Source organism: Nocardia nepalensis (genome assembly GCF_048910785.1).
GTDB classification, from domain to species: domain Bacteria; phylum Actinomycetota; class Actinomycetes; order Mycobacteriales; family Mycobacteriaceae; genus Nocardia; species Nocardia nepalensis.
Genome location: NZ_JBKBET010000031.1, coordinates 390910 through 412160 on the forward strand (window position 1 = coordinate 390910; position 21251 = coordinate 412160).

At 66.7% G+C, this 21251-nt stretch carries 24 protein-coding genes; 11 read left to right on the top strand and 13 right to left on the bottom strand.

Annotated elements, in window-relative coordinates:
- Positions 1-13 precede the first annotated feature (13 nt).
- A complete protein-coding gene (locus ACHQ4I_RS26755) occupies positions 14-964 on the bottom strand; it encodes a coiled-coil domain-containing protein (protein ID WP_420774603.1) in 951 nt (316 codons plus the stop codon).
- Positions 965-2030: 1066 nt separating this feature from the next.
- Here ACHQ4I_RS26755 and ACHQ4I_RS26760 point away from each other — a divergent pair.
- The 4 genes from ACHQ4I_RS26760 to ACHQ4I_RS26775 all read left to right on the top strand — a co-directional run bounded on the left by ACHQ4I_RS26760 (position 2031) and on the right by ACHQ4I_RS26775 (position 3460).
- A complete protein-coding gene (locus ACHQ4I_RS26760; protein WP_420774604.1) occupies positions 2031-2216 on the top strand; it encodes a hypothetical protein in 186 nt (61 codons plus the stop codon).
- Positions 2217-2250: 34 nt separating this feature from the next.
- The gene (locus tag ACHQ4I_RS26765; protein WP_420774605.1) at positions 2251-2868 is read left to right on the top strand and encodes a GNAT family N-acetyltransferase; all 618 of its coding nucleotides are present in this window, start codon (positions 2251-2253) and stop codon (positions 2866-2868) included.
- A 99-nt stretch (positions 2869-2967) separates the two neighbouring features.
- Positions 2968-3204 carry a hypothetical protein gene (locus ACHQ4I_RS26770; protein WP_420774606.1) on the top strand — a complete coding sequence of 79 codons (237 nt, stop codon included), beginning with the start codon at positions 2968-2970 and terminating at the stop codon, positions 3202-3204.
- Positions 3205-3250: 46 nt separating this feature from the next.
- Positions 3251-3460: a hypothetical protein gene (locus ACHQ4I_RS26775; RefSeq protein ID WP_420774607.1), complete on the top strand. Its 210-nt coding sequence runs from the start codon at positions 3251-3253 to the stop codon at positions 3458-3460.
- A 191-nt stretch (positions 3461-3651) separates the two neighbouring features.
- On the opposite strand, the gene ACHQ4I_RS26780 is transcribed toward ACHQ4I_RS26775, so the two are convergent.
- From ACHQ4I_RS26780 to ACHQ4I_RS26790, 3 genes are read right to left on the bottom strand one after another with little or no spacing between them, the layout of a single operon-like run.
- On the bottom strand, positions 3652-4182 hold the full coding sequence (locus tag ACHQ4I_RS26780; RefSeq protein ID WP_420774608.1) for a hypothetical protein: 531 nt from the start codon (positions 4180-4182) through the stop codon (positions 3652-3654).
- Positions 4183-4194: 12 nt separating this feature from the next.
- Positions 4195-4746, bottom strand: a complete 552-nt coding sequence (locus ACHQ4I_RS26785) for a DUF4279 domain-containing protein (protein ID WP_420774609.1) — start codon at positions 4744-4746, stop codon at positions 4195-4197.
- Positions 4724-5020 (bottom strand): hypothetical protein, encoded by a 297-nt coding sequence (locus tag ACHQ4I_RS26790; RefSeq protein WP_420774610.1) that lies wholly within the window; start codon positions 5018-5020, stop codon positions 4724-4726. Before ACHQ4I_RS26790 ends, ACHQ4I_RS26785 begins: the two co-directional genes overlap by 23 nt.
- 527 nt (positions 5021-5547) lie before the next feature.
- Here ACHQ4I_RS26790 and ACHQ4I_RS26795 point away from each other — a divergent pair.
- A complete protein-coding gene (locus ACHQ4I_RS26795) occupies positions 5548-6591 on the top strand; it encodes a fused (3R)-hydroxyacyl-ACP dehydratase subunits HadA/HadB (protein ID WP_420774611.1) in 1044 nt (347 codons plus the stop codon).
- Between the two features lie 156 nt (positions 6592-6747).
- Here the strand turns inward: ACHQ4I_RS26795 and ACHQ4I_RS26800 are convergent, their stop codons facing one another.
- From ACHQ4I_RS26800 to ACHQ4I_RS26815, 4 genes are all read right to left on the bottom strand, one after another.
- A complete protein-coding gene (locus ACHQ4I_RS26800) occupies positions 6748-7686 on the bottom strand; it encodes a sigma-70 family RNA polymerase sigma factor (RefSeq protein WP_420774612.1) in 939 nt (312 codons plus the stop codon).
- 10 nt (positions 7687-7696) lie between these two features.
- Positions 7697-8887, bottom strand: a complete 1191-nt coding sequence (locus ACHQ4I_RS26805; protein ID WP_420774613.1) for an NAD(P)/FAD-dependent oxidoreductase — start codon at positions 8885-8887, stop codon at positions 7697-7699.
- 176 nt (positions 8888-9063) lie between these two features.
- Positions 9064-9804, bottom strand: coding sequence for a cupin domain-containing protein (locus ACHQ4I_RS26810; RefSeq protein ID WP_420774614.1), 741 nt, complete (start codon positions 9802-9804; stop codon positions 9064-9066).
- Positions 9805-9825: 21 nt separating this feature from the next.
- Positions 9826-10392 (bottom strand): TetR/AcrR family transcriptional regulator, encoded by a 567-nt coding sequence (locus tag ACHQ4I_RS26815; protein WP_420774615.1) that lies wholly within the window; start codon positions 10390-10392, stop codon positions 9826-9828.
- A 119-nt stretch (positions 10393-10511) separates the two neighbouring features.
- Here ACHQ4I_RS26815 and ACHQ4I_RS26820 point away from each other — a divergent pair, with 119 nt between their 5' ends.
- The 3 genes from ACHQ4I_RS26820 to ACHQ4I_RS26830 all read left to right on the top strand — a co-directional run bounded on the left by ACHQ4I_RS26820 (position 10512) and on the right by ACHQ4I_RS26830 (position 13223).
- The gene (locus ACHQ4I_RS26820) at positions 10512-11159 is read left to right on the top strand and encodes an ABC transporter ATP-binding protein (protein WP_420774616.1); all 648 of its coding nucleotides are present in this window, start codon (positions 10512-10514) and stop codon (positions 11157-11159) included.
- Positions 11156-11932 (top strand): ABC transporter permease, encoded by a 777-nt coding sequence (locus tag ACHQ4I_RS26825; protein WP_420774617.1) that lies wholly within the window; start codon positions 11156-11158, stop codon positions 11930-11932. Before ACHQ4I_RS26820 ends, ACHQ4I_RS26825 begins: the two co-directional genes overlap by 4 nt.
- A gap of 64 nt (positions 11933-11996) precedes the next feature.
- A complete protein-coding gene (locus tag ACHQ4I_RS26830) occupies positions 11997-13223 on the top strand; it encodes a site-specific integrase (RefSeq protein WP_420774618.1) in 1227 nt (408 codons plus the stop codon).
- Positions 13224-13335: 112 nt separating this feature from the next.
- Here the strand turns inward: ACHQ4I_RS26830 and ACHQ4I_RS26835 are convergent, their stop codons facing one another.
- Positions 13336-14199 carry a class I SAM-dependent methyltransferase gene (locus ACHQ4I_RS26835; protein ID WP_420774955.1) on the bottom strand — a complete coding sequence of 288 codons (864 nt, stop codon included), beginning with the start codon at positions 14197-14199 and terminating at the stop codon, positions 13336-13338.
- A 235-nt stretch (positions 14200-14434) separates the two neighbouring features.
- Between ACHQ4I_RS26835 and ACHQ4I_RS26840 the strand changes: the two genes are divergently transcribed.
- Entirely contained in the window at positions 14435-15979 is a 1545-nt protein-coding gene (locus ACHQ4I_RS26840; RefSeq protein ID WP_420774619.1) for an amidase, read from the top strand.
- A 157-nt stretch (positions 15980-16136) separates the two neighbouring features.
- Here the strand turns inward: ACHQ4I_RS26840 and ACHQ4I_RS26845 are convergent, their stop codons facing one another.
- Complete coding sequence (locus ACHQ4I_RS26845; protein WP_420774620.1) at positions 16137-16706, bottom strand: putative immunity protein; 570 nt, start codon at positions 16704-16706, stop codon at positions 16137-16139.
- A gap of 339 nt (positions 16707-17045) precedes the next feature.
- Positions 17046-17666: a TetR/AcrR family transcriptional regulator gene (locus ACHQ4I_RS26850; RefSeq protein WP_420774621.1), complete on the bottom strand. Its 621-nt coding sequence runs from the start codon at positions 17664-17666 to the stop codon at positions 17046-17048.
- Positions 17667-17734: 68 nt separating this feature from the next.
- Between ACHQ4I_RS26850 and ACHQ4I_RS26855 the strand changes: the two genes are divergently transcribed.
- Positions 17735-17890, top strand: coding sequence for a zinc-binding dehydrogenase (locus ACHQ4I_RS26855; RefSeq protein WP_420774956.1), 156 nt, complete (start codon positions 17735-17737; stop codon positions 17888-17890).
- 147 nt (positions 17891-18037) lie between these two features.
- On the opposite strand, the gene ACHQ4I_RS26860 is transcribed toward ACHQ4I_RS26855, so the two are convergent.
- The gene (locus ACHQ4I_RS26860; RefSeq protein WP_420774622.1) at positions 18038-19162 is read right to left on the bottom strand and encodes a zinc-dependent alcohol dehydrogenase; all 1125 of its coding nucleotides are present in this window, start codon (positions 19160-19162) and stop codon (positions 18038-18040) included.
- Between the two features lie 109 nt (positions 19163-19271).
- Between ACHQ4I_RS26860 and ACHQ4I_RS26865 the strand changes: the two genes are divergently transcribed.
- Complete coding sequence (locus ACHQ4I_RS26865) at positions 19272-19646, top strand: LmrA/YxaF family transcription factor (RefSeq protein ID WP_420774623.1); 375 nt, start codon at positions 19272-19274, stop codon at positions 19644-19646.
- A gap of 126 nt (positions 19647-19772) precedes the next feature.
- Here the strand turns inward: ACHQ4I_RS26865 and ACHQ4I_RS26870 are convergent, their stop codons facing one another.
- A complete protein-coding gene (locus ACHQ4I_RS26870; protein ID WP_420774624.1) occupies positions 19773-21164 on the bottom strand; it encodes an amidase in 1392 nt (463 codons plus the stop codon).
- Positions 21165-21251: the final 87 nt, after the last annotated feature.

Sequence of the window (21251 nt, forward strand, 5' to 3'; positions counted from 1 at the left end):
GACCCGACTCCGCCTACCCGGGCGCTCGGTCGGATACCAATCCGTCTCGGCTTTGGCGAGATTCGGCAACCAAGTGGTCCAGCTGACGTTCCGCGCGCTCTGCCCGCGCCAAAGTCTGGGCTCGAGCATCGTCGAGCGCGGCCAGCCGGTCGGCCGCTTCGCGCCGCGCGTGCTCGAGCGCGGCCGCCGACTCGGCACGCACCGCCGCGACTTCGGTACTCGCCGCGCGGCGAACCTCGGCGAGTTCACCGCGGGTCCGATCCAGTTCCTGCCGCACCCGGTGCAATTCCTCACGCGCCTCGGCGACGGCCTGATTGCGTTCGGCGGCAGCCTGTTCGGCTCGTTCGATGGCGCGTTCGGCGTCCGCGGCGCGCTGCACCGCCAGATCACGTTCGGCACCGGCCGCGGTGATCTGCTGGGCGGATTCGCGCCGGATCTGCTCGATCTCGGCGGCCGCCTTCCGTCGCGCCAACTCCACATCCTCGGTTGCTTGCTGACGCGCGCGTTCCACATCGTCGGCGGCCTCGCGACGGATGGTGCGAATCTCCGACTCCGCCTCGCTGCGCGCGGCGAATACGTCATCGGCGGCTTGTTTGGTCACCCGTTCGACCTCACGCATCGCATCCGCGCGCGCCGTATCCGCCTCGGTGACCAGGGATTCGGCATGTTCGGCCGCACTCGCCGCATCGTCGGCGGCCGATTCCGCGGCCGCGCGCGCCTGCTCGGCCTCCCGTCGCGCCTGTTCGGCCGCGACGGTCGCGACCTCCGCCTCCGCGATCCGCCGCGCCGCATCCGCCTGCACGGCCTGCACCTGCGCCTCGGCGATGGCCGGATCGGACAGCGTGGACAGCTCGGCCACCGCCGCGGTGAGCGTGTTCCCCAATTGATCTGCCAGCCCACGGAATTGGGTGAGCAACTCATCGGCCCGCAACCGGGCCACCGTCACCGGCCCCTGCTGCGTCACAGTGACAGAACTGGCGGGCGTTTCCGATTCCTGTTGCTGCCGTTGCCGTTCCCGCCACGCCCGCCACCGCGTGTGGTCTGGATGGTCACAGTATTCCGAGGGCCGCCCGGGCCCGCCCCCGCGCGTAATCGGTCGAGCACACCCCGGGTAGCTACAAACGTTGGACACCGCAGAATCGTAGCGTTGGTTTCGTCATTTCCAACGTATTCACACGAAACGAAATCCGTGTCGGCCCAAGAACTTTCCCCGCCAACCGATCCATCCTGACCCCCGATAAGTGAACATTATCGGGGGTCAGCCTCACCCCGATCCTCGCAACCCGCTTGCCAGAGTTTCGTTTTCGTTTGGTTTGTACATACGAAACGAAACCTCAACGTAACTCGCGAAAAACTGGGTACCCCCGGGAATCGATGTCGCTGTAGCTGTGAGGTCTCACCTAAGGTGGCGGATTCTCAACCAACGTCTTCCGGCTCGCGGCCGTCAACGACATCTCCATGCCCACCACCTTGTTGCGAGCAATCGGAGAACCACGACATGGCCCGCCCTGCCGCTCGATGCTCGACAACCACGAGGTGATCCTGAACGAACCGGCCAAGCATCGACTGGCCGCCTTCGCGGACATGCCACTCGATCGGCTACGACGAATCCTGCCGATGCTCAACACAATCGACAGCCCAGGCGACCCTCCCGAGCGATGCCCCGTCATCAGCGCACGCGCCGACAGCACTCATATCGGCGACCACTGCAGCGCCTGCACAGCCCGGATCCCCGGCCGACCGACGATCAAGGTCTATCCCGATGACGCGCCCGCCATCTGCCGGCGTCATCGCCGCTGGGTCCGCACCGGACCCGACTACTGTAAGGACCAGGTCGACCTCACCGGCACTCCCGAGATCCTCACCGCACAAAGACGTTTCGCGCGGTTGCAACGCTCCGAACGGGACTTCCGGCCCGAACCTGGCGACGCCGCGAAAGAAGCATCGAATCCGCGGGATCTCCCGCGCCGACCTTCCTGGTCACCCTGCCCGAAGCCGTCGTCCTCACCGAGATCCTGTGCGACCCGCATTTGCGCCGGGCCATCGTCACCGCACCGAACTTGTTCTCCCTCAACGACTTCTATCGCCACATAGCGCACCGACTCGGCCAGCCCAAGACGTTCGCCGACGCGCTCGGTTACCACGGCGATCCACTCCGACTCTGGATCGATGTCCATCGAGAACTCAACCAGAGCACCTACGGGCCGGTGACATGATCTGATTGATCAACGTTCAAAGGGGAGGGACCACATGAACCAGCTGTCAATGCTGTCCGCCGTCCAGATCGCAGCAGAGCGGGTGCTGCTGCGCAAGGCCTGCGACGCTGACCGGGAACGGCTCATCGGACTACGGACCGACCCGGAGGTCGCGGCCTATATCGGCGGCCCACTTCCGCGGGAAGGCGTCGAGCAGTTCCTCGACGGGATCGGCGGCGCAGCCAACGCGACCGCTACCCCTGGCACCTTCATTATCGCCGACAAAGCCACCAACAATCTCATCGGAACATTCGAACTCAAACGACGCCGCGCCGACTGGCCCGGTCACGTCACCGACGACGGCGAGGAACTGGAACTGGGATACCTGATGCGGCGCGAGGCATGGGGCGCCGGACTGGCGTTCGAGGCCGCCACTGCGGTCTTACGCGCAGCCGCGGACGAACTCCCCGACCAACCGGTCCTCATCTCGACCCAAACCGCCAACAGACGCTCGCTCAGACTCGCGGTCCGCCTAGGATTCCAGCCTGTCGGCACCTTCGAATGGTTCGATGCCGAACAGACGCTTTGCATGGCCAGCCTGCACTCGTTCAAAGCCTCAGCGGAAGGCGACGCGTTCGCCGAGACCCATTCGCGGAGCTCTGATATCCGTTGAAGATGACCGACTTATCCAGGCCCTCCGACAGCGGTCTGTTCGAGGGAACCGCATGGCACTACGCACGCTATCGACCGGACTACCCGCAGCGGTTCTTCGATGATCTCGTTGAGCGGTTTCACCTCGACGGCACCGGCAGGCTCCTCGATCTGGGCTGCGGTACAGCTTGACGCCATGATCGAGAAGAACGGCGCCATCGTGATTGCCAACGACAACTGCCTGGTCCGGCCGGCCACCGCATGGCAGAGGTCCGTCGAAGACATCCAATACCGTTATCTGCCGCCGGAATTGGCGCCAGCGGACCCGTTGCCGGGTCGTCGAGACAAGCGCCGTTGACCACCAGACACACGAGCAGGTGCTTGCGAATTCACCGTTCGCGCAGGTGTATCGCTCAGTCTATGAGTTCGACCGATCCTGGACGACTGAGCAGGTGATCGGATATCTCTACTCGACCTCACTGCCGCTTCGTCGGCTGCTAGGCGACCGCCGCGCCGAGTTTGAGCAAGAAGTCGCCGACACCCTGCGCGCCATCGAGCCTGACGGACTCATCGAGCCAGTCAAGCTGGAGGTCCTGAACGCAACCAGGCCATAGGTTCTCGGCAACGCATGAGGCGGCTTTCAACGGCCGACGCCACGGAAACCCGCGGCTCAGCCTGAGAAACACCCGTCGGCGCCCGCGCGATCGCGGCTGGCGGACCGCAGGCCAGACGCTCGCTCTTGCCAGTCCGGCTGAGAATTCACGGTGATTTCTCGGCCGAACTGACGGAGTTCTCACGTCCGTGGTCAGGCACCACGCAGCACGATCCTGCGGGTCTCATCGAGATGTCGGTCGACAACGAAGAGAGCGCTGGTTCCGACAGCGGGCGGCGCGCCCGACCACGGGAGCGCGGACCAGAAACCGTCGAATTCGACGAAGTATTCGCGGTTCAGCGGGAAGACCCGAGTGATTTCGGCAGTCACCTCGGAACCCACAGGATGGCGGCTTTTCACGGCACGCCATTCAGGCTCGCTCATGGTCGGCCACCCCGCAGTGCTCGATCGGAAGGCCGCGTCGAGCGGCCAGAGCCGAACCTGCTGGTGCGTGTGCTGGAGCACCTCGAACTCGGTGACAGTGCCGACGGTCGGCCACCGATCGACGGACTCCGGCAGGTTGAGCACATCGACGAACCCGAATGGCGGCCGACCCAAGTCGACGAACAACCCGATTGCACCGGGGCGCGGGATCAGCGTGACCGTCCCGGACACATGGTTGCCGACCGGATACATTCTGCGAGCGGCGTTGAGGTCCAGTTCAATTGGATCAGGTTCGGTCATCGCGCGACCATCTCACCGACTGGCGTCGCCAGTTGTCAAGCTATCCGCAGCATCATCGCTCAGGTCGTATTCGTCGACATCAAGCTCAGCCCGAGTCGACGCCAGGAATTGCAGCACCGGCAGCGATAGATGCCATCCCAGCGGCCGAGGCCGCTCCTGAGCCCGCTCCCAGGTGGTGTCATCGGGGGCGGCCTCGACACCATCCGGATCACCGAAATAGCGCACGACCTGCATAACCGAGCTGACCTCGTCGTCGGAGCACAACGAGACCAGCGCGGCACGAACCGATTCCAGCCGATCCACCAGATGCCGAATCTGGTCGTCGACGCTCTCATCGCTGCGGCGGACGATCTGCCACGCATGAAAGCGCGGAAGGACACGTTCGGGTGACCGGCTGCCCATGACAAGCACATTGTCCGGCTCCATCCCAAGCCGCCGGGCCATCTCTATAGCCGACAGTGAGGTGCTCCTCACCGAGAAATAGCAGTACTGGCTGATCTTCACGGCGCAGATCCCACCACAGACCCGACAGCCCCACGACTCAAGTACCTGCCGCCGGGGCATCAATCCACTCGACGAGGGCGTCGAAATCACTGCGCTGCAGTCCTATCCGAGGATCAACATGATGCAGAAGGGCTCGGCCACCGTGATGCGCCGACACCCATTCCCGGTCGCCGTCACCGATCTCGTCGTCGATCCAGATAAACGATCGCCCCGCCGCCCACTCGATCAATGCTCGGGTCTTCCAATGCAGCCCGAACCATTCATCGACGGGATCGTCCGGCCGCTCAGGCCAATCCACCACCGCCAGCGACGGCAAGCCCAGCGCCGGACTCACCGAACGGGATCAACGGTCCATCGACGTCGAGGAACAGCAAAGGACGATGCAGCCTATCCATCACCATCGCAGGCTAGACCCAGGACTCTGCCAGCGAAGCGTGCGCCCCTGGGGCGAATTTGAGGCGGCTCTCAACGCCCGACGCCGCGCAAACCGCCACTCAGCTCGAGAAGAATCCGTCGGCGCCTGCCTTAGCGCGGCTGGCGGATCGCAGGTCAGACGCTCTCAGTCCGCCAGTTGCACTGAGAACTCACAAGCTTCATCGAGCGGTGGCGGCCAGTTCGGCCATTTGCCGCACAGATCGGACCGGCGATGACAGGCGGGGAATGATCAGTTCGTCGTCGCGGCGCAGGTGATCGGAGCATTCATCCCGTTCCCCGCGACTGCTGGGCGGATCCGAATGCTGGGGGCGATCGACTTTTTCGGCACTAGCGCGCCGTCTTGTGAGAAGGTGGGGTTTCACTCGTGAATTCGGCACTGCCGGTGTCGGTTACGAGTGCCGAAGGAATCCGGATGGAGGAGGGGCTTTGGCGGAAGCGGCGTTCGATGTGGTTGGGCTGGTGGGGCATCGCTATCGAACGGATGACTACTACGAGGTGGGGCGGGAGAAGATCCGCGAGTACGCGCGAGCGGTACAGGATTTCCACCCGGCGCACTGGAGTGAGGACGCTGCCGGTGAGCTCGGATACGCCGGTCTGATCGCGCCGACCACGTTCCTGTCCACTGCCGCGATGTTGGCCAACCGCAGGATGCTCGAGACCATCATGACCGGCTACGACATGTTGTTGCAGACCGATCAGGTTTTCGAAATGTACAAGCCGGTGCTCACCGGCGACCGGTTGGTCAGCGATGTCGAGCTCTCCTCGGTCCGCCGTATCGCGGGCAAGGACCTGCTCACCATCACCAACACTTTCACCGACCAGGCCGGTGACGTCGTGCAGATCATGCATACCACCGTCGTCGGCATCACCAGCGAGGACGTCAACGCTGACATCAGCGACATGATCGAGCGCGTCATCATGAGCGGGCTCGACACAACCGCCCGAACCGCAGCCGTGTCCGCCGATCTGGACGGGCTGCTGGTGACCGATCCGGATTCCGAGACCACTGCACGTCTTTCGTCGATCTCATCCACGCGTGTCCCGCGCACCGTGCTCCGATTCGAGGACATCGCCGTCGGTGCCGAGCTTCCCGCTCGGTCCGTGAACCTGACACGCGGCGATCTGGTGAACTATGCCGGGGTCTCCGGCGACGCGAACCCCATCCATTGGCATGACGAGGTCGCCGCACTCGCGGGTCTTCCGGATGTGATCGCCCACGGCATGCTCACGATGGGCCTAGGGGCGGGATTCGTCACCGGATGGCTCGGCGACCCGGCCGCGCTCATCAGATACGGGGTTCGGCTGTCGAATTACACGGTCATCGAAGCCGCCTCCGCTGGAACCGTGGAGTTCACCGGGCGCATCAAGTCGGTCGATCCCGACACCAGGACCGCTGTTGTCGTCATCGTCGCGAAGTCGGCCGGCCGCAAGGTTTTCGGCCTCGCTACCGCGGAAGTCCGCCTCGCATAACCGCCGCCGCAATAGCTCGGGCCGTTGCTGGCCCTGGGCATGCTCGGGCTGGCCGGTCGTACCGGCGCGATACCGTTGTTTTTCGGCGATTACTACCGGGATCCCCACTAGCTGGGAATTGGTAGACGAACGTGAGATCGAGTGTCGGGCAGCCGGTTACCACGATTCGATCAGCGGGACATCGTGGCCCTGCCGCTGCCATTCCTCGGTGAGGCGACCGAGTCGGTCCGGGGCGGCGATGCCGCGCACGACTGAGATCTTGTCGTCACGAATCTCCAGGATCGCGACGCCCACGACCCGGTCGCCGAGCGTAGCGAGCATGGCCGGGCAGTTGTTGATCACGGCGGCATGGATCGAGGGGGAGCCACCGGCGAGTCTGCGCTTGGCCGGAGACGGTTTGAAGCCTGCCCGCACCGCGCTGGCGATCCGCTGCGGGGTCGCGTACCGGATCAGCTTCTCGGCCAGCCCCAGCCCGCCGTCGGAGATGCCGGTCGCGTCGTCGGTCAGCAGCGCGACCAGGGCTTCGGTGCGGCCCGAGGAGGCGGCCTCGACGAACGCCTCGACGATTCGGCGTGCGCAGGCCTGGTCGATGTGAGTTCGGTTGCCGGCGGCGGCGATTCGACGCCGGGCTCGGTGGATGTGTTGCTGACTCGCGGACTCGGTGATGCCGAGAATCTCGGCTATCTCGGCGTGGCTGTAGGCAAAGGCCTCGCGCAGCACGTAGGCGGCCCGTTCGAGCGGCGATAGACGCTCCATGAGCGTCAGCACCGCCAGGGTGACCGATTCGCGCTGCTCGACGGTGTCGGCCGGGCCCAGCATCGGGTCGCCGTCGAGGAGCGGTTCGGGCATCCAGGCGCCGACCGCGCGTTCGCGCCGCGTCTTCGCCGAGCGGAGTCGGTCGAGTGCGAGGTTGGTGACGATCTTGGTCAGCCATGCCTCGGGCACCTCGACGTACTCCCGATCGGCGGCCTGCCACCGAAGGAATGCGTCCTGCACCGTGTCCTCGGCGTCGGCGGCAGAGCCGAGCAGACGGTAGGCGAGCGAGGCCAGCCGATTCCGGCTGGCCTCGAAACGCGCCACGGTGGCGGTGTCCATGAGCACGACTCTATGCGGAGACCACGTCGATCGAGCGCTCTCGGGTGCTGGCCAAGCGGTACTTGTGACTCGGCTTTCCGAGGTTCGGGTGGCTCAAGGCCCAGGCGGCACCGTCGAGGATCGACGACTTGACTCGCGCGGCCGTCCGGCCACACAGGGGCCGCGGCTTCGTACGCGCGGCTTTGTCGACCAACTGGTAGATCGCGTCCTTGCGGCCGAGGCTGATGTGGTTGCCGGCATAGGACATCGTGATCGTCGGGATCTTGCGCCCGGTCAGGTCCCCGATAATTGTGGCCGTCGCCTGCTTGGCGGTCGGTGCCGTCGACGCGCAGGACATCGGCAACGGAAGACCGCTCTCGGCGATGACGAAGGCGCTGTCACCGGCGACGTAGACATTCGGGTGCGAGATCGACCGCATCTGACGGTCGACGGTGATCTGGCCGTTGGTTTCGACCGCGAGGCCGCTGGCGGCGGCGATCGGGTGGACGGCGAAGCCGGCGGCCCACACGGTCGCGTCGGAGGCGAAAGCGGTGCCGTCGGCGGCGAGGGCAGCGGCCGCCTCGACGCGCGCGATGGTGGTGTGCTCATGGATCGTGATATCGAACCGGTCGAAGGCACGCAGCAGGTGCTGGCGGGCCTTGGTGCTCAGCCAGCCGCCCACCTCGCCCCTGGTGGCGAGGCTGACCCGAAGTACTGGACGGGATTCGGCGATCTCGGTGGCGGCCTCGATCGCGGTCAGATTGCCGCCGACCACCAGCACCTTCGCGTCCTCGCCCAGCTCGTCCAGGCGGGCGCGCAGGCGCAGCGCGGCCGGCCGCGCGGCCACGTGAAAGGCGTGCTCGGCCACGCCGGCAACGCCGTGGTCGGCGGCGGTGCTGCCGAGGGTGTAGAGCAGGGTGTCGTATTCGAGCCGGTCGATGCCCTCGCCGTCGACGACTGTGACAGCCCGGTCTTCGGCGTCGAGGCTGGTTACCCGCGCCACTCGGAGCCGAATGCCGGTGCCCGCGAACACCTCCGCCAACGGCCGGTGGCGCAGATCCTGCCCAGCGGCGAGCTGATGTAAGCGCAGCCGCTCGACGAAATCGGGTTCGGCGTTGACGACGGTGATCTCGAAGTCGTCGGAATGCAATTGGCGGGCCAGGTATCCGGCGGAAAAGGCTCCGGCGTATCCGGCCCCGAGGACGACGATGCGGTGCTTCATGATTCGCTCCTGTCTGGTTCACGTGCTCCCTGAACGAGACAGCCCCCGAATTCCGGACACCCCCAACCAGTGACATGGATCACCCCCCCGGGATTGGACGTGTGATCACGGGGAAGCTGTGGCGGCATCGCCCGAGAAGACTCCGCCACCACTGCCACCTGATCTTGATCGCAGACCTAGTGCTCGGGGAATGCGATTTCGGGTGTTTGGTCGTGGTCGAGGAGGAAGTGGGCGAGGAAGGTGACGCCTTCGTGCTGGGCGTCGAAGCGGGCGATGCGGGCGCCTTCGGGTTCGTAGAACACATCGCCGGGGGTGAGCGTGGACGGGGGGCGGCCGTCGATCTGGTAGATCACCGAGCCGGTTTCGATACTCCCGAATACCGGGCCGTTGTGGATATGCAACCCGGCGGCGTGGCCGGGGGCGATCGTGATGCGACGGATCTCGACCCGGTGTGTCGGGCGCGGTACTCGCAGTAGCTGGTCGAGCAGGATCGAGCGGGTGATCGGTGGGATGTCGGCGCTATCGGCGCTCGGGTACTCGGCGTCGGTGACCGGGGCGCCGGCCTCGGGTGTGGCACCGTCCGGGATCTCCTCGATGGCCAGATGGGTCATAGCGGTGCTGGGTGTGGCGCCGTGCCAATGCCATTCGTCGGCGTCGATGTGCACGGTATCGCCGGTGTGAATAGTCTCGACGGGTCCACCGCGGCGCTGAACGAGACCGGTGCCCTCGGTGATTATGAGTACTTGGCCGAGGGGGTGGCGGTGCCAGACGGTGCGAGCGCCGGGCGCGAACCGGACGCTGTCGATATGCGTGCGCTGTCCTCCTTCGGGCGCGGCGACCGTGTCGATCCCGACGTCACCGGTGATCCATTGGGACGCAGCGGCAACGCTGGTGCCGGGTGTCCGAGATATACGCACGCTGTGATTCCTTCTGTGCTGTTACCGGTTGGTGTGTGCGGCAAGTAGCGCGAGCATGCCCGTGACCGCCTGGTCGAAGGGTTCGGTGGTGCCGTCCGCGCGAGCGAGGATGTATCCGCCCTGGAGGGTGGCGACGATCGTCGCGGCAATCGACGCCGGGTCGAGGGAGGGTTCCAGTTCGCCGCGATCCAGGCCCTCGCGAACAACATCCGCGAGCCGTGCGCGCAGCCAGGAGAAGGTCTCCTCGACCGGAGCCCGCAGCGCGGGGTTGGCCATGACCTCGGGGTCCTGGGTCAATCGGCCGATCGGGCAGCCACGCAATACATCACGCTCGCGGCGTAGGTAATCGGTGATGCGTTCGACGGCCGTGCCGGGGGACGACAACTGCGCGTCGATACTGGTTCGGGTCTCGTCGGCGGTACGTCGGATGGCCGCGAGTGCCAGATCCTCTTTGCCCGCGAAGTGGTGATACATGCTGCCCTGACCGGCGTCGGCCCGCTGCTGGATGGTCTTCGGGCTGGTGCCGACATAACCGCGTTCCCACAGCAGTGCGCGGGCGCTTTCGACGAGGCGGTCCCTGGTGCTCACCCAGTGAGTGTACATACTAATAGGTACAGAACCGGCCTCAGCGTGTAGAGCGTTGGTCGACAAGGGAAATCTGCTGGCCCTACCGGGCAATGATCCTGCCGATAGGGAATGGTGGGACCGTGCCGAATATCAGTCTGGAACGGGTCAGTGCGAGGTATGGCCGCACGCCGATACTCACCGACATCTCCGTGAGGTTCCCCGGAGGTCGGTGTGCGGCGGTGCTCGGACCCAGCGGCACCGGCAAGACCACCCTGCTGCGGCTGCTCAACCGGCTCGACGAACCCAGCGACGGCCGGATCCTGCTCGATGACATCCCGATCACCCAGTTCCCCGCCCCGGATCTGCGCCGCCGCGTCGGGCTGGTGCCACAGCGACCGACACTGCTCACCGATATCGTCGCCGACGAGATCCGCGTCGGCCGCGCCGATCTCGGATCCGATCGCATCGACACGCTGCTCGCCCGGGTGGGTTTGCCGGACTTCCGGGACCGCCGCTGTCTGGAACTATCCGGCGGCCAGGCGCAGCGGGTGTGCCTGGCCCGCGCTCTCGCCGTCGAACCGGAAGTCCTATTGCTCGACGAACCGACCTCGGCCCTGGACGCCGAATCCGCCACGGCGATCGGCACTCTCATACGCGAGCACACCGCCGCCGGCGGCGGTGTCATCCTGGTCAGCCACGACACCACCTTCGTGACCGACGTCGCCGACGACATCTGGACTCTGCAACACGGGCACCTGTCCCCCAGCGATGAACGGAAACCCCAGTGACAGAACAGCTTTCCGTACCCGGCTGGCCGGGTGTCGCGACCTCGCTGGTATTGGTCGCCGTGGCGGCCGCGATCGCCTATCGCCAGCAATTGCACCTGACCCGCGAACTGCTCATCGCCGCCGCCCGCGCCGCGGCCCAGTTGGTCGCTGTTGGTGCCATTCTGCTGATCCTGTTCCGGCACACCGGCTTACCGGGCGGACTCGCCTGGGTCGTGCTCATGGTGCTGATCGCCGGACAGGTCGCGGGCCGACGCGGCAAGGGTCTGCCGCGGGCGCGCCGGGCCGCCACCATCGGTGTCGGCACCGGATCGGCCATCACCCTCGGCGCGCTCATCCTGCTCGGTGTGATTTCCACCCAGGCCCGTGTCGTCGTACCGGTCGGCGGCATGATCGTCTCGGCCTCGATGCAAGCCACCGGCATCGCGCTGCGCCGACTCCACGAGGATGCCCGAAACGCGCGCCCGGCCATCGAAGCCCGGCTGTGCCTGGGTCTTTCGGCGCGCGAGGCCTTCCTCCCGCACCGGCGATCCGCGCTGCGCACCGCCCTGATCCCCACCATCGATGCCACCAAGGTCGTCGGGTTGATCAGCCTGCCCGGCGCCATGACCGGCCTGATCCTCGCCGGCGTCGACCCGCTCACCGCCATTCGCTACCAGATCGTGGTCATGTACATGCTGCTCGCGGCCACCGCCCTGGCCGCGCTCACCGGCGCGCGGGTCGCCGAATCCTACCTGTTCGACGATGCGCATCGGCTGGTGCCGCTACCGGACTGACGCGTGTTGCCAAGACACCCGAATCGCCGCAGAACGCATAGGCTTTGCTGGGCTGGGTGCGCGAATGGATGGGAGTGGGCGGGTGGGCGATGCGGTGGTCGCGGTGCCGGAGTCGGTGCGCACGGAGTTGCGGCGTGGGGTGCGCAGTGTGCTCGTCGATGCGGTGGCGCTGCGGTTGGTGCGGGAGCGGTTCGATGATGAGCAGGCCGGGGCGTTGCGGCGGTATCTGGAGGCGTCGCAGTCGGCGAATACGTTGCGGGCGTATCGAACCGATTGGATCGCGTGGTCGGGGTGGTGCGCGGCCGAAGGTCGGCAGGCGCTGCCCGCGGATCCGCTCGATGTCGCGGTGTACCTGGCCGCGGCGGCGGATGCGTTGCGTCACAGTGACGATGGGTCGCGGCGGTGGGCGTTCAGTGCCGCCACCCTCGAACGCAAATCCGCCGCTATCGCCGCGGTGCACGCCGCCAACGGATTGCCGTCGCCGACACGCTCCGATGTGGTTCGCCTAACTCTGCGCGGCATCCGCCGGACCCGCCGCACGCAGCCCAAACGCAAGCGCCCGGTGCTGTTGCACACCCTCGAACAACTCCTCGCTGGGCTGCCCGAACCGCAGTGGCCGACCGAACCCGCGCGCCGCCGCGATGCCTTGGCGTTGCTCGTCGGATTCGCGGGGGCGTTGCGCCGCAGCGAACTTGCCGGCTTGCGGATCGCCGACGTGCGGGTGGATCTCGATCATGGCACCGGTGAGCCGCTGCTGCTCGTACAACTTCCCACGACCAAAACCGACCCGACCGGTATCGCCGAACAACGCGTCGCACTCCCCCGCGGCCAGCGCCCGCACACCTGCCCGGTCTGCGCGTTCGCCGATTGGATCCGGCTACTCGAAGTCCACCGCGACCACGGCGATGTGCGCGCCTGGCTCGACGACACACCCGCGACGCCCCCGGAGATCCACCGCTGCCACGGCTACCAGGGCACCGCACTCGCCGAAAACACCACGCTCGCATTGTTTCCGACCATCAACCGCCACGGCGGCATCGGCACCGAACCGATGTCCGGCCGCGCCATCGCCGAACTCGTCAAACGCTACGCGGCCCGCGCCGGACTCGATCCGGACCTGTTCTCCGGACACTCACTGCGCGCCGGATTCGCCACCCAAGCCGCACTCGGCGGCGCCAGCGACCGCGAGATAATGCGCCAGGGCCGCTGGTCCAACCCCCGCACTGTGCACAACTACATCCGCACCGCAAACCCCTTGGAAGACAACGCCGTTACCAAACTCGGGCTGTAGGTCACCAACTAGGTTGTAATGCATTCAATGCAACACTGCACATTGTCACGATGGAGGCCGCGACGCGGCCGCCGCGACAGAATGTGGTGCACGTCGCCGCGGCAGGCAATCCTCAGCGGCTCGCGCGCAGTATGCGGATCGTGCGCAGTGCGCGGGACGGTTCGCCCTCGAATCCTGCGGATCCGTCGAGGTAGCCGGCGATGAGGTCGGGGGCGGAGTGGTCTTCGAGGCCGGTGAAGCCGAGGGTGCGCAGCTGTGCGGCGATGTCGTCGGGTGTGAAGTAGCTGAACACGGGTTCGCCGACGCCGGCCAGCCGATCGGCACGTGCCTGCTGGTGCGCACGGTCCTCGTCGCTGTTCGCGGGCTGCAGGTAGTCGAAGACCACCTCGACCGGCTGGGCCTGACCAGCGATGTATTCGAGGGTGGCGTGGGCGGCGTTCGGGGTCAGATAGAACACGACGCCGAGCCATACGAATACGGCCGGCTCCGTCCGTTTGAATCCGCTGGATTCCAATTCCGCTGCCAGCGTCTGGGTTTCGAAATCGACCGGCACGAAGGTCAACGTTTCAGGGCGGTGGATTCCGGCTACAGCAAGGCGTTCGTGTTTCCACGCTTGGGTGGCGGGGTGGTCTACCTCGAAGACACGCAAGTCCGCGCGCGAATTGCGATAGGCGAAGGTGTCCAGGCCCGCACCGAGGATCACGACCTGCCGCGCACCAGCGGTGATGGCCGCGGCCACGGCGTCCTCGGCGAAGCGGGCGCGGGCGGCGAAGAACAGGCGGCGTGCCCGATCGCTGACCGCGAGACCGAGGGGATCGGTTGTGGGCCTGCCCAATTCGGTCAGTTCCTCCGCGGTGACGCCGAGCAGACGCGCCGCCACGGGGTCGGTGAAGATCTGTGGTCGGTCAGCGATCTGGTGATAGGCGCGGGCGTAGGCGGTGACGAGCGCTGTCCGGCTGGGGCCGTCGTTCTCCATATTCAAGAACCTACTCACGAATGTGGCGCGTGCTCTATGAACTCACTCACGCACACTCCACCGGCACCGATCGCGCCGCACGTCGCCATGACCAGCGGTCGGCCGAACAGTCTGCGGCCGGAGCGGAACACGGTAGCCATAGTGACATCTATCCCGTTGTGCGAAACGGCATTTCATGGCCTGCGCCGGTCGAGTCGGCTCTGCCGACACCGTGACCTGGGATATGACAGAACGAGTGCGTAAATTTGCACTGAACGTCACCCGTTCGACTTTCCCGTTTGCGCAAAGCGGCATTTTATGTCCGCTGTGGCAGACCAATAGCGTCGGATTCATGGAGTGGAATTTTCAGTCGGCCGAAGAAATCGCGGCTGCCTTGCGTGTCGGTGCGGTGACCTCGGTGGAACTGACCGACGAGGCGATCGCGCGTATCGAGCGCGACGACAAGGTGATCAACGCGATCTGTGTACCTGACTTCGATCGTGCGCGGGACGCCGCGCGCCGCGCCGACCAGGCGCGCGCCCGCGGCGAGGATCGGCCGCTGCTCGGCATTCCGGTGACGGTCAAAGAGTCCTACGACATCGCCGGGCTGCCCACGACCTGGGGCATGCCGCAACACGCGAACTACGTACCGACCGAGGACGCGGTACAGGTGTCGCGACTGAAGGCCGCCGGCGCGGTGCTGCTCGGTAAGACCAATGTGCCGTTGATGCTGCGAGATATCCAGAGCTTCAACGAGATCTACGGCACCACCAACAATCCGTGGGATCACGGACGCACGTCGGGTGGGTCATCCGGCGGTTCGGCGGCGGCCCTGGCGTCCGGATTCGGCGCGCTGTCCATCGGCTCCGACCTCGCCGGTTCGCTGCGCACCCCCGCGCATTTCTGCGGCATCTACGCGCACAAGCCGACACTCGGTCTGGTGCCGACCCGCGGCATGGTCGCGCCGCCCGCGCCGGCATTGCCGATCGAGCTCGACCTCGCTGTTGTCGGTCCGATGGCGCGCACCGCCCGCGACCTCGCGCTGCTGCTCGACGTGATGGCCGGACCGGACCCCCTGACCCACGGCGTCGCCTACGACGTCGCACTGCCGCCCCCGCGCCATGAGCGGCCGGCCGACTTCCGTGTCCTGATCATCGAGGACCATCCGCTCATTCCGACCGGATCGGCGGTGCGGGCGGGCGTGAACCGGGTCGCCGAGGCGCTCGCCGACGAGGGCGCCCGCGTCGAACGGCACAGTCCGCTGCTGCCCGATCCGACCGAAGCGGCGACGCTCTACATGCTGCTGATGCTGTCGAACGCCGCCACAAGTCTTTCCGTCGACGTGTACGAACAGCTGCAGACCCGTGCCGCGGCCCTGAGCGCGGACGACCGGAGTCTGGATGCGGCGCGGCTGCGCGGCATGGTGCTCAGCCACCGCGACTGGGTCGAGGCGAACAACCGTCGCGAACTCCACCGCCACGGCTGGCGGCAACTCTTCGCCGAGTTCGATGCCGTGGTGTGCCCCATCACGCCCACTCCCGCCTTCCCGCACAACCACGACGGAGGTCTGGAGAACCGGTACATCGATATCGACGGTGTCGAGTACCCGTACTTCGACCAGCTCGTCTGGGCCGGTATGGCGACCATGCCCGGCCTGCCCGCCACCGCCATACCGGCGGGCCGGTCCCCCGAGGGCCTGCCGGTGGGAGTGCAGCTCATCGGTCCGATGTTCGAGGACCGCACCCCGCTGCGGCTGGCCGAACTGCTCGAGCAGAAGATCGGCGGCTTCCAGGCGCCGTAGTGCGCGCACCGAATCAGAGCAGTGCGTCGGCGTCGGTGCCCCGGCCAACGCCGACGCCTGCGCACTCGAGTTCAAGAGGCCACTCTGGTGGACGACACCGGCGAGGCCTCTTATACCGAGCCAGGACCGAATACTGCACGATTCCGCTACCGCTGCGTTACCGGTCGACATCGGCCGCCGACCGTCGCAATGATGCGTCCAATTCCCGCCATAGCTCTCCCACCCGGCCGCGGCCACTCGGGGCGTTCGGGTAACGCGTCAGGACGCTGACCACGGTGGAGCTGGCCAGACCCGTTGCCTTCTCGATATAGCCGGCGCCGACGTCGCGGTCGTCGCCGGCATCGAGTTCGAGTGCTCGCGCAGCGTGGGCGCCCGACATGAGGATGTGTCCGCCCTGGGTCGCCTTTGCCAGCGGGTGCAGGTACGCGGCTGCTCCCGCGTTACCGGCGGCGCGCGCCGCGTCGGCCGCGGCCGCATATTCCATTTCCCCGGCTGCTCGTGCGGCCCTATGCGCCTCCAATGCGGTCACGCGTAGGGCTTTCGTTCGCTTGCCCCCAGCGGCGAACCTGCGCGCCTCCTCGAGCACGGCCCGGGGACGCGGGTCATCGGGACAGTCACGCTCGAAGATCGCCAGAACAGGCTCAGCGCAGGCCACGGCATAGCTTGTGACCGCACGCAATTCGGCCATGCTGAGTTCGATAACCAGATTCTCGTCAGCCGCATTCATGGCATGAACAGTATCGTTGAACCTTCGGTTGGAACTTCACCGCAATATCGGCAGGACAGTGGGGCGAAACCTTCAAAGGCTCCCCGATTCCGTACTGCGACAGTAGCTGTGGCACCCCGCACTCGTGACACAGCCAGACGCTCGGTTGTTCTCGACAACGGACTTTCCGGCACCACTACCGCACCAGCCTCGACAACGCCCTCACCGCGGTCACCTCAGCGCCCGCCGCCGTCACCGACCGGCAGGTCGTACCGACCGCCATGAATTCGATCGAGAAAGACCGAGCCCCACCAGAAATGGTCGAGCCGCACTCCGGCGAGCAGCAGGCCCGCGGCTGGGTCAGCGCCGGTCGATGAGGGTGATGAGTTCGGTGCGGGTAGCGGGCCAGGGGTCGGCGACGGGTTCGTTGGGGTTGCGGGGGGTGAGGCTGAGGCGGAGTGCGAGGCCGCGGATGGTGTCGAGGGCGAGGGTGAGGCGGCGATTCCATTCGGAGTGGGGAAGGTCTGCGGGTGCGGCTTCTGCGACCAGGTCGGCGATGGCTTTGCTGAGGCGTTGTTCCACCGCGATCAGGCGGTTGTAGAGGTCGCGGTCTTCCCCGGCGGCGGTCCATACGCGCAGCCAGACGGTGAACAGCCGGTTGTGGAAGCTTGCCCAGATGACGTCGAGGATGGCGGCGGTGGTGAGGTTGCCGGTGCGGCGCAGCGTGTCGAGGTGGGTGTCGAACTCTGCGACAGATCGCTGGCCGGTCTCGTCGAGTGTGGCGGTGATCAGGTCCATGCGGGTTGGGAAGTGGTGTGCGATGGCGCCGAGGGAGGAGTGCGCGCGTTCGGCGACGCGGCGGGTGGTCGTCGCGGCGTAGCCTTCCTCGGCCAGGCAGTCGAGGGCGGCGGCGATCAGTGCGGCCCTGGTGTGGGCGCGGCGTTCGCTCTGGGTCTGCCTGACGCGGCGCGTGGTGCTCATCGGGAACCACTCTAGCGTTACGGGTCGCATGACCTGTAACATTTGACTGGTGGCTGCGACCGGATTACCTGGCCACCCAATGGGATCGGCTGCTGCCCCATATCGAATCCGCGGCCTTGGCCACCGTGATCGGCGGCACCTACCCCCTCGACAAGGCCGCCCTGGCCCTGCGGGACCTCGACGAGCGCCGCGTCACCGGCAAGATCATCCTGCAAACCCGCTGAACCGGGGCGGGCACGCTCAGGGGCCGACCCGACACGCTAGGACAACGTGAAGCAGCGTCACGACATGGGCCGATACGCCTTCGGGATTACGACACACGCGCGACGCCCGTGGCCGCATCCCGACATGGCGCGCTCCTAGGGCTGTGGTCAGCGTACGCCGAGCGGTTGCCGGTGCAGGACAAGTTTCGTCGTGTGTGCCCGGTAGGCGTCGGGGGCGTCGTCCCAGTCGGCCAGCAAGGTGGTGACTTGCTCGGCGGGGAAACCGGTGCGGGCGATGAAGTCCAGCAGGACCGGACGCACGTGGGAGACACCGATTTTCAATGTCGCGTCGTTGGCGTACATATGCATCAGCGGCACCTTCGTCCTGGGTGGCAGGTAGTAGCCGACCGGCGAGCAGGTCCCGCCCGGTTGCAGTGCGCGTAGTCCGGCGTCGACACCGGCGGCGGTGGAGGTTCCTTCCACGACGATGTCGTAGCGGCGCGGCGGCAGATCCGCACGGCGGAGTCTGCCTTTCTTGACCGGATGCGCTCGGGCGCCGAGCTTTTCGGCGATCGCGAGGCGTTCGGGTCGGTGATCGACGTAATCGACGATCTCGGCGCCGTGCGCGACCGCCAGACCGGCGGCGTAGAGCCCGAGGCTCTGGGCCGCCCCACCGAGGACGAGCACCGACCCGCCGGGCCGTTCGGCCAGCGGCGGCACGATGCAGCGCCAGGCATCGGCGAGGTTATCGTTGGCAGCGGCGGCGACCCGCAGCGGATCCAGCCCGTCGGGCAGGCGCACCAGCATGTGGTCGGCATACGGGATGCGCAGTCGGTCGGCGACCATGCCGCCCCACGGACCGCTCGCGGGCCCGAATCCGAATGCGGCCAAGGTGTTTGTGCGGGTGGTGGCGCATTTGGCGGTGAGGCCGCGGCGGCATTCGCGGCAGTCTCCGCACGACACCGCCCACGGCACCACCACGAAGTCACCGGGTGCGAGGTCGGCGACTTCCGGGCCGATTTCGATGACCTCGGCGATGCATTCGTGGCCGATGCCGAACGGCCCTTGGAACGGAACCGCTCCGCAGATGCTCGCGACGACGGGGTCGATCAGTCCGGCGCGGATGCCGATCTGCATGGCGCGCGAGACGTGGCGATGAATGGGCAGGGTGTCACCGTCGCAGCGGCCCGCGACGAACGGGCGCACGATCGCATCCCCCGGTTCGATCAGACCCGGCTCGGGGCGCTCGCGCCACTCGAGCCGGCGGGCGCGGACCAATTGCAGTTCCCGCATCAGCCGCGCTGTCCCGCCGCCAGCGCCTTCCTACCACTACTTCCCCGGCGGCAAATCCCAGCTGGCCGCCGAGGCGGTCCGCTTCGCCGACGCCCTGGCCGCACGCAAATTGGCCAAGGAGCTACCCGCCGGGCCGGTCGCCGGGCTGCGAGCGTTCGTGGATATGTGGCGGAAAGTCGTGGTGGACAGCGACTTCCGGGCCGGGTGCCCGGTGCTGGCGGTCTCGGTGGAAGATCAGCCCGGCACCGACGACGAACCACACCGCGCGGCCGCCGCCGCCTTCGACCATTGGACCGAGTTGCTGGCCGAATCGCTGCGCACCCACGGCGCAAGCGACACCGCCGCCGCACAGACCGCCACCCTGATCGTCGCCGCGATCGAGGGCACGGTCGCGATGTGCCGAGCACAGCGCAGCACCGACCCCCTCGATCGAACCGCCGACGCGCTCGAAGCCGTCGTCCGCACCGTCACCCAAGACCCGTAGACAACCGTCTGCCCCAGTGGCCGCGAACGGTGCCGCCCGCTGCCGGGCCTCGCCGACGACTGTCGAGCGTCGCGATGGGCCGTTCGGCGAGGATTGGCTCTCGATTCCGGTGTAGTCCAGGCGAATTCAGTCCTGGATTCGGTGCCACGGCCGTTCGGCTTCCAGGGCGAAGGCGATTTCGAGCAGCGTGCGTTCGTCGCCGTGGGCGGCGGCGAATTGCATGCCGATCGGGAGGCCATCGTGCGAGACGCCCATGGGAAGCGAGATCGCCGGTGTGCCTGCGACATTATTCAACGGAGTGAATGCGACCCATGACATCAGACGCGCGAAGAGCTCGTCGAACGGGACGGTCGGGTTCAGATAGCCCAGCTGCGGGGTGGTGTGCACCAGGACCGGCGACAGGACCACTTCGTTGTCGCGCGACATCTCGGCGTAGGCGCGGCGCACCCGCGCCAGGCGATAGAGGACCGCCGGGGTGCGCGCCATGGACTTCCGATACAAAGCGCCGAGGCCGCGAGTGAACACATCCAGTCCACTCGGCCGGAACCGCGGATCGATCCCGAACCTCCCGCCCACCGCGATGAAGAACGCCAATAACCCCCAGTAGGTGGCGAAGTCGTCGACGAAGCCCCGCCCGACCGGCAGCGAGACCGGCCGCACCTCATGGCCCAGCTTCTCCAGCAGCGCGACGGTGTCGTCGAGCACAGCACGGGTCTGCGGGCAGGTTTCGGCGCCGGTGATCGAATCGGTGATGACGCCGATCCGCAGCCGCCGACGCGCCGGACCCTCCACCAAACCGATCGGCGGCAGGTTCGGATTGTGCCAATGGCGTTCGGCGGCCGCGAAATAGGTCGCGGTATCGCGCACGGATCGGGTGAGCACACCTTCGGAAATCAGATTGATCGGCATCGACCGTGCCTGCGGGCCATCGATATGGCGACCACGGCTCGGCTTCAAACCGACCACGCCGCAACATGCGGCGGGAATGCGGATCGACCCGCCGCCGTCGTTGCCGTGCGCGATCGGCACCACACCCGCGGCCACCAACGCGGCCGCACCACCCGATGACGCACCCGACGAATAGCCGGTATGCCACGGATTCCGCGTCGGTTCGGCCGCCACGAATTCGGTGCTCGCATTCAAACCGAACTCCGGCAGCCGACTCTTGCCCAGCACCGTCATTCCGGTGCTCATAAGCTGTTTCGCATACGGCCCGTCCTCGGCGCAGGGCCGTGCGACGAACGCCGCGGTACCGTGATTGGTCGGCAGCCCCCGCACATCGGTGTTGTCCTTGACATAGGTCGGCACACCGAACAGCGGCGCATCCGGATCGCCCGCCACCAGCGCGGATTTTGCCGAGACCACGATGGCGCGCAATGTCGGATCGACGTGCGCGGCCCGCGCCCGCGCCGCCTCGGCGACCTCGCCGGCGCTGATCTCCCGTCGACGCACCAATTCCGCGATGGTCACTGCGTCGTGGTCGGCGAGCACATCGTCGGTGAAGGCATGGAATCGCATATCCGGATTCTGCGCGCTGCCATACCAACCACGGACCGTTTTGGACAACCGACCTGTCAACGGTGGTTCCACGGCGTCGGATATCGT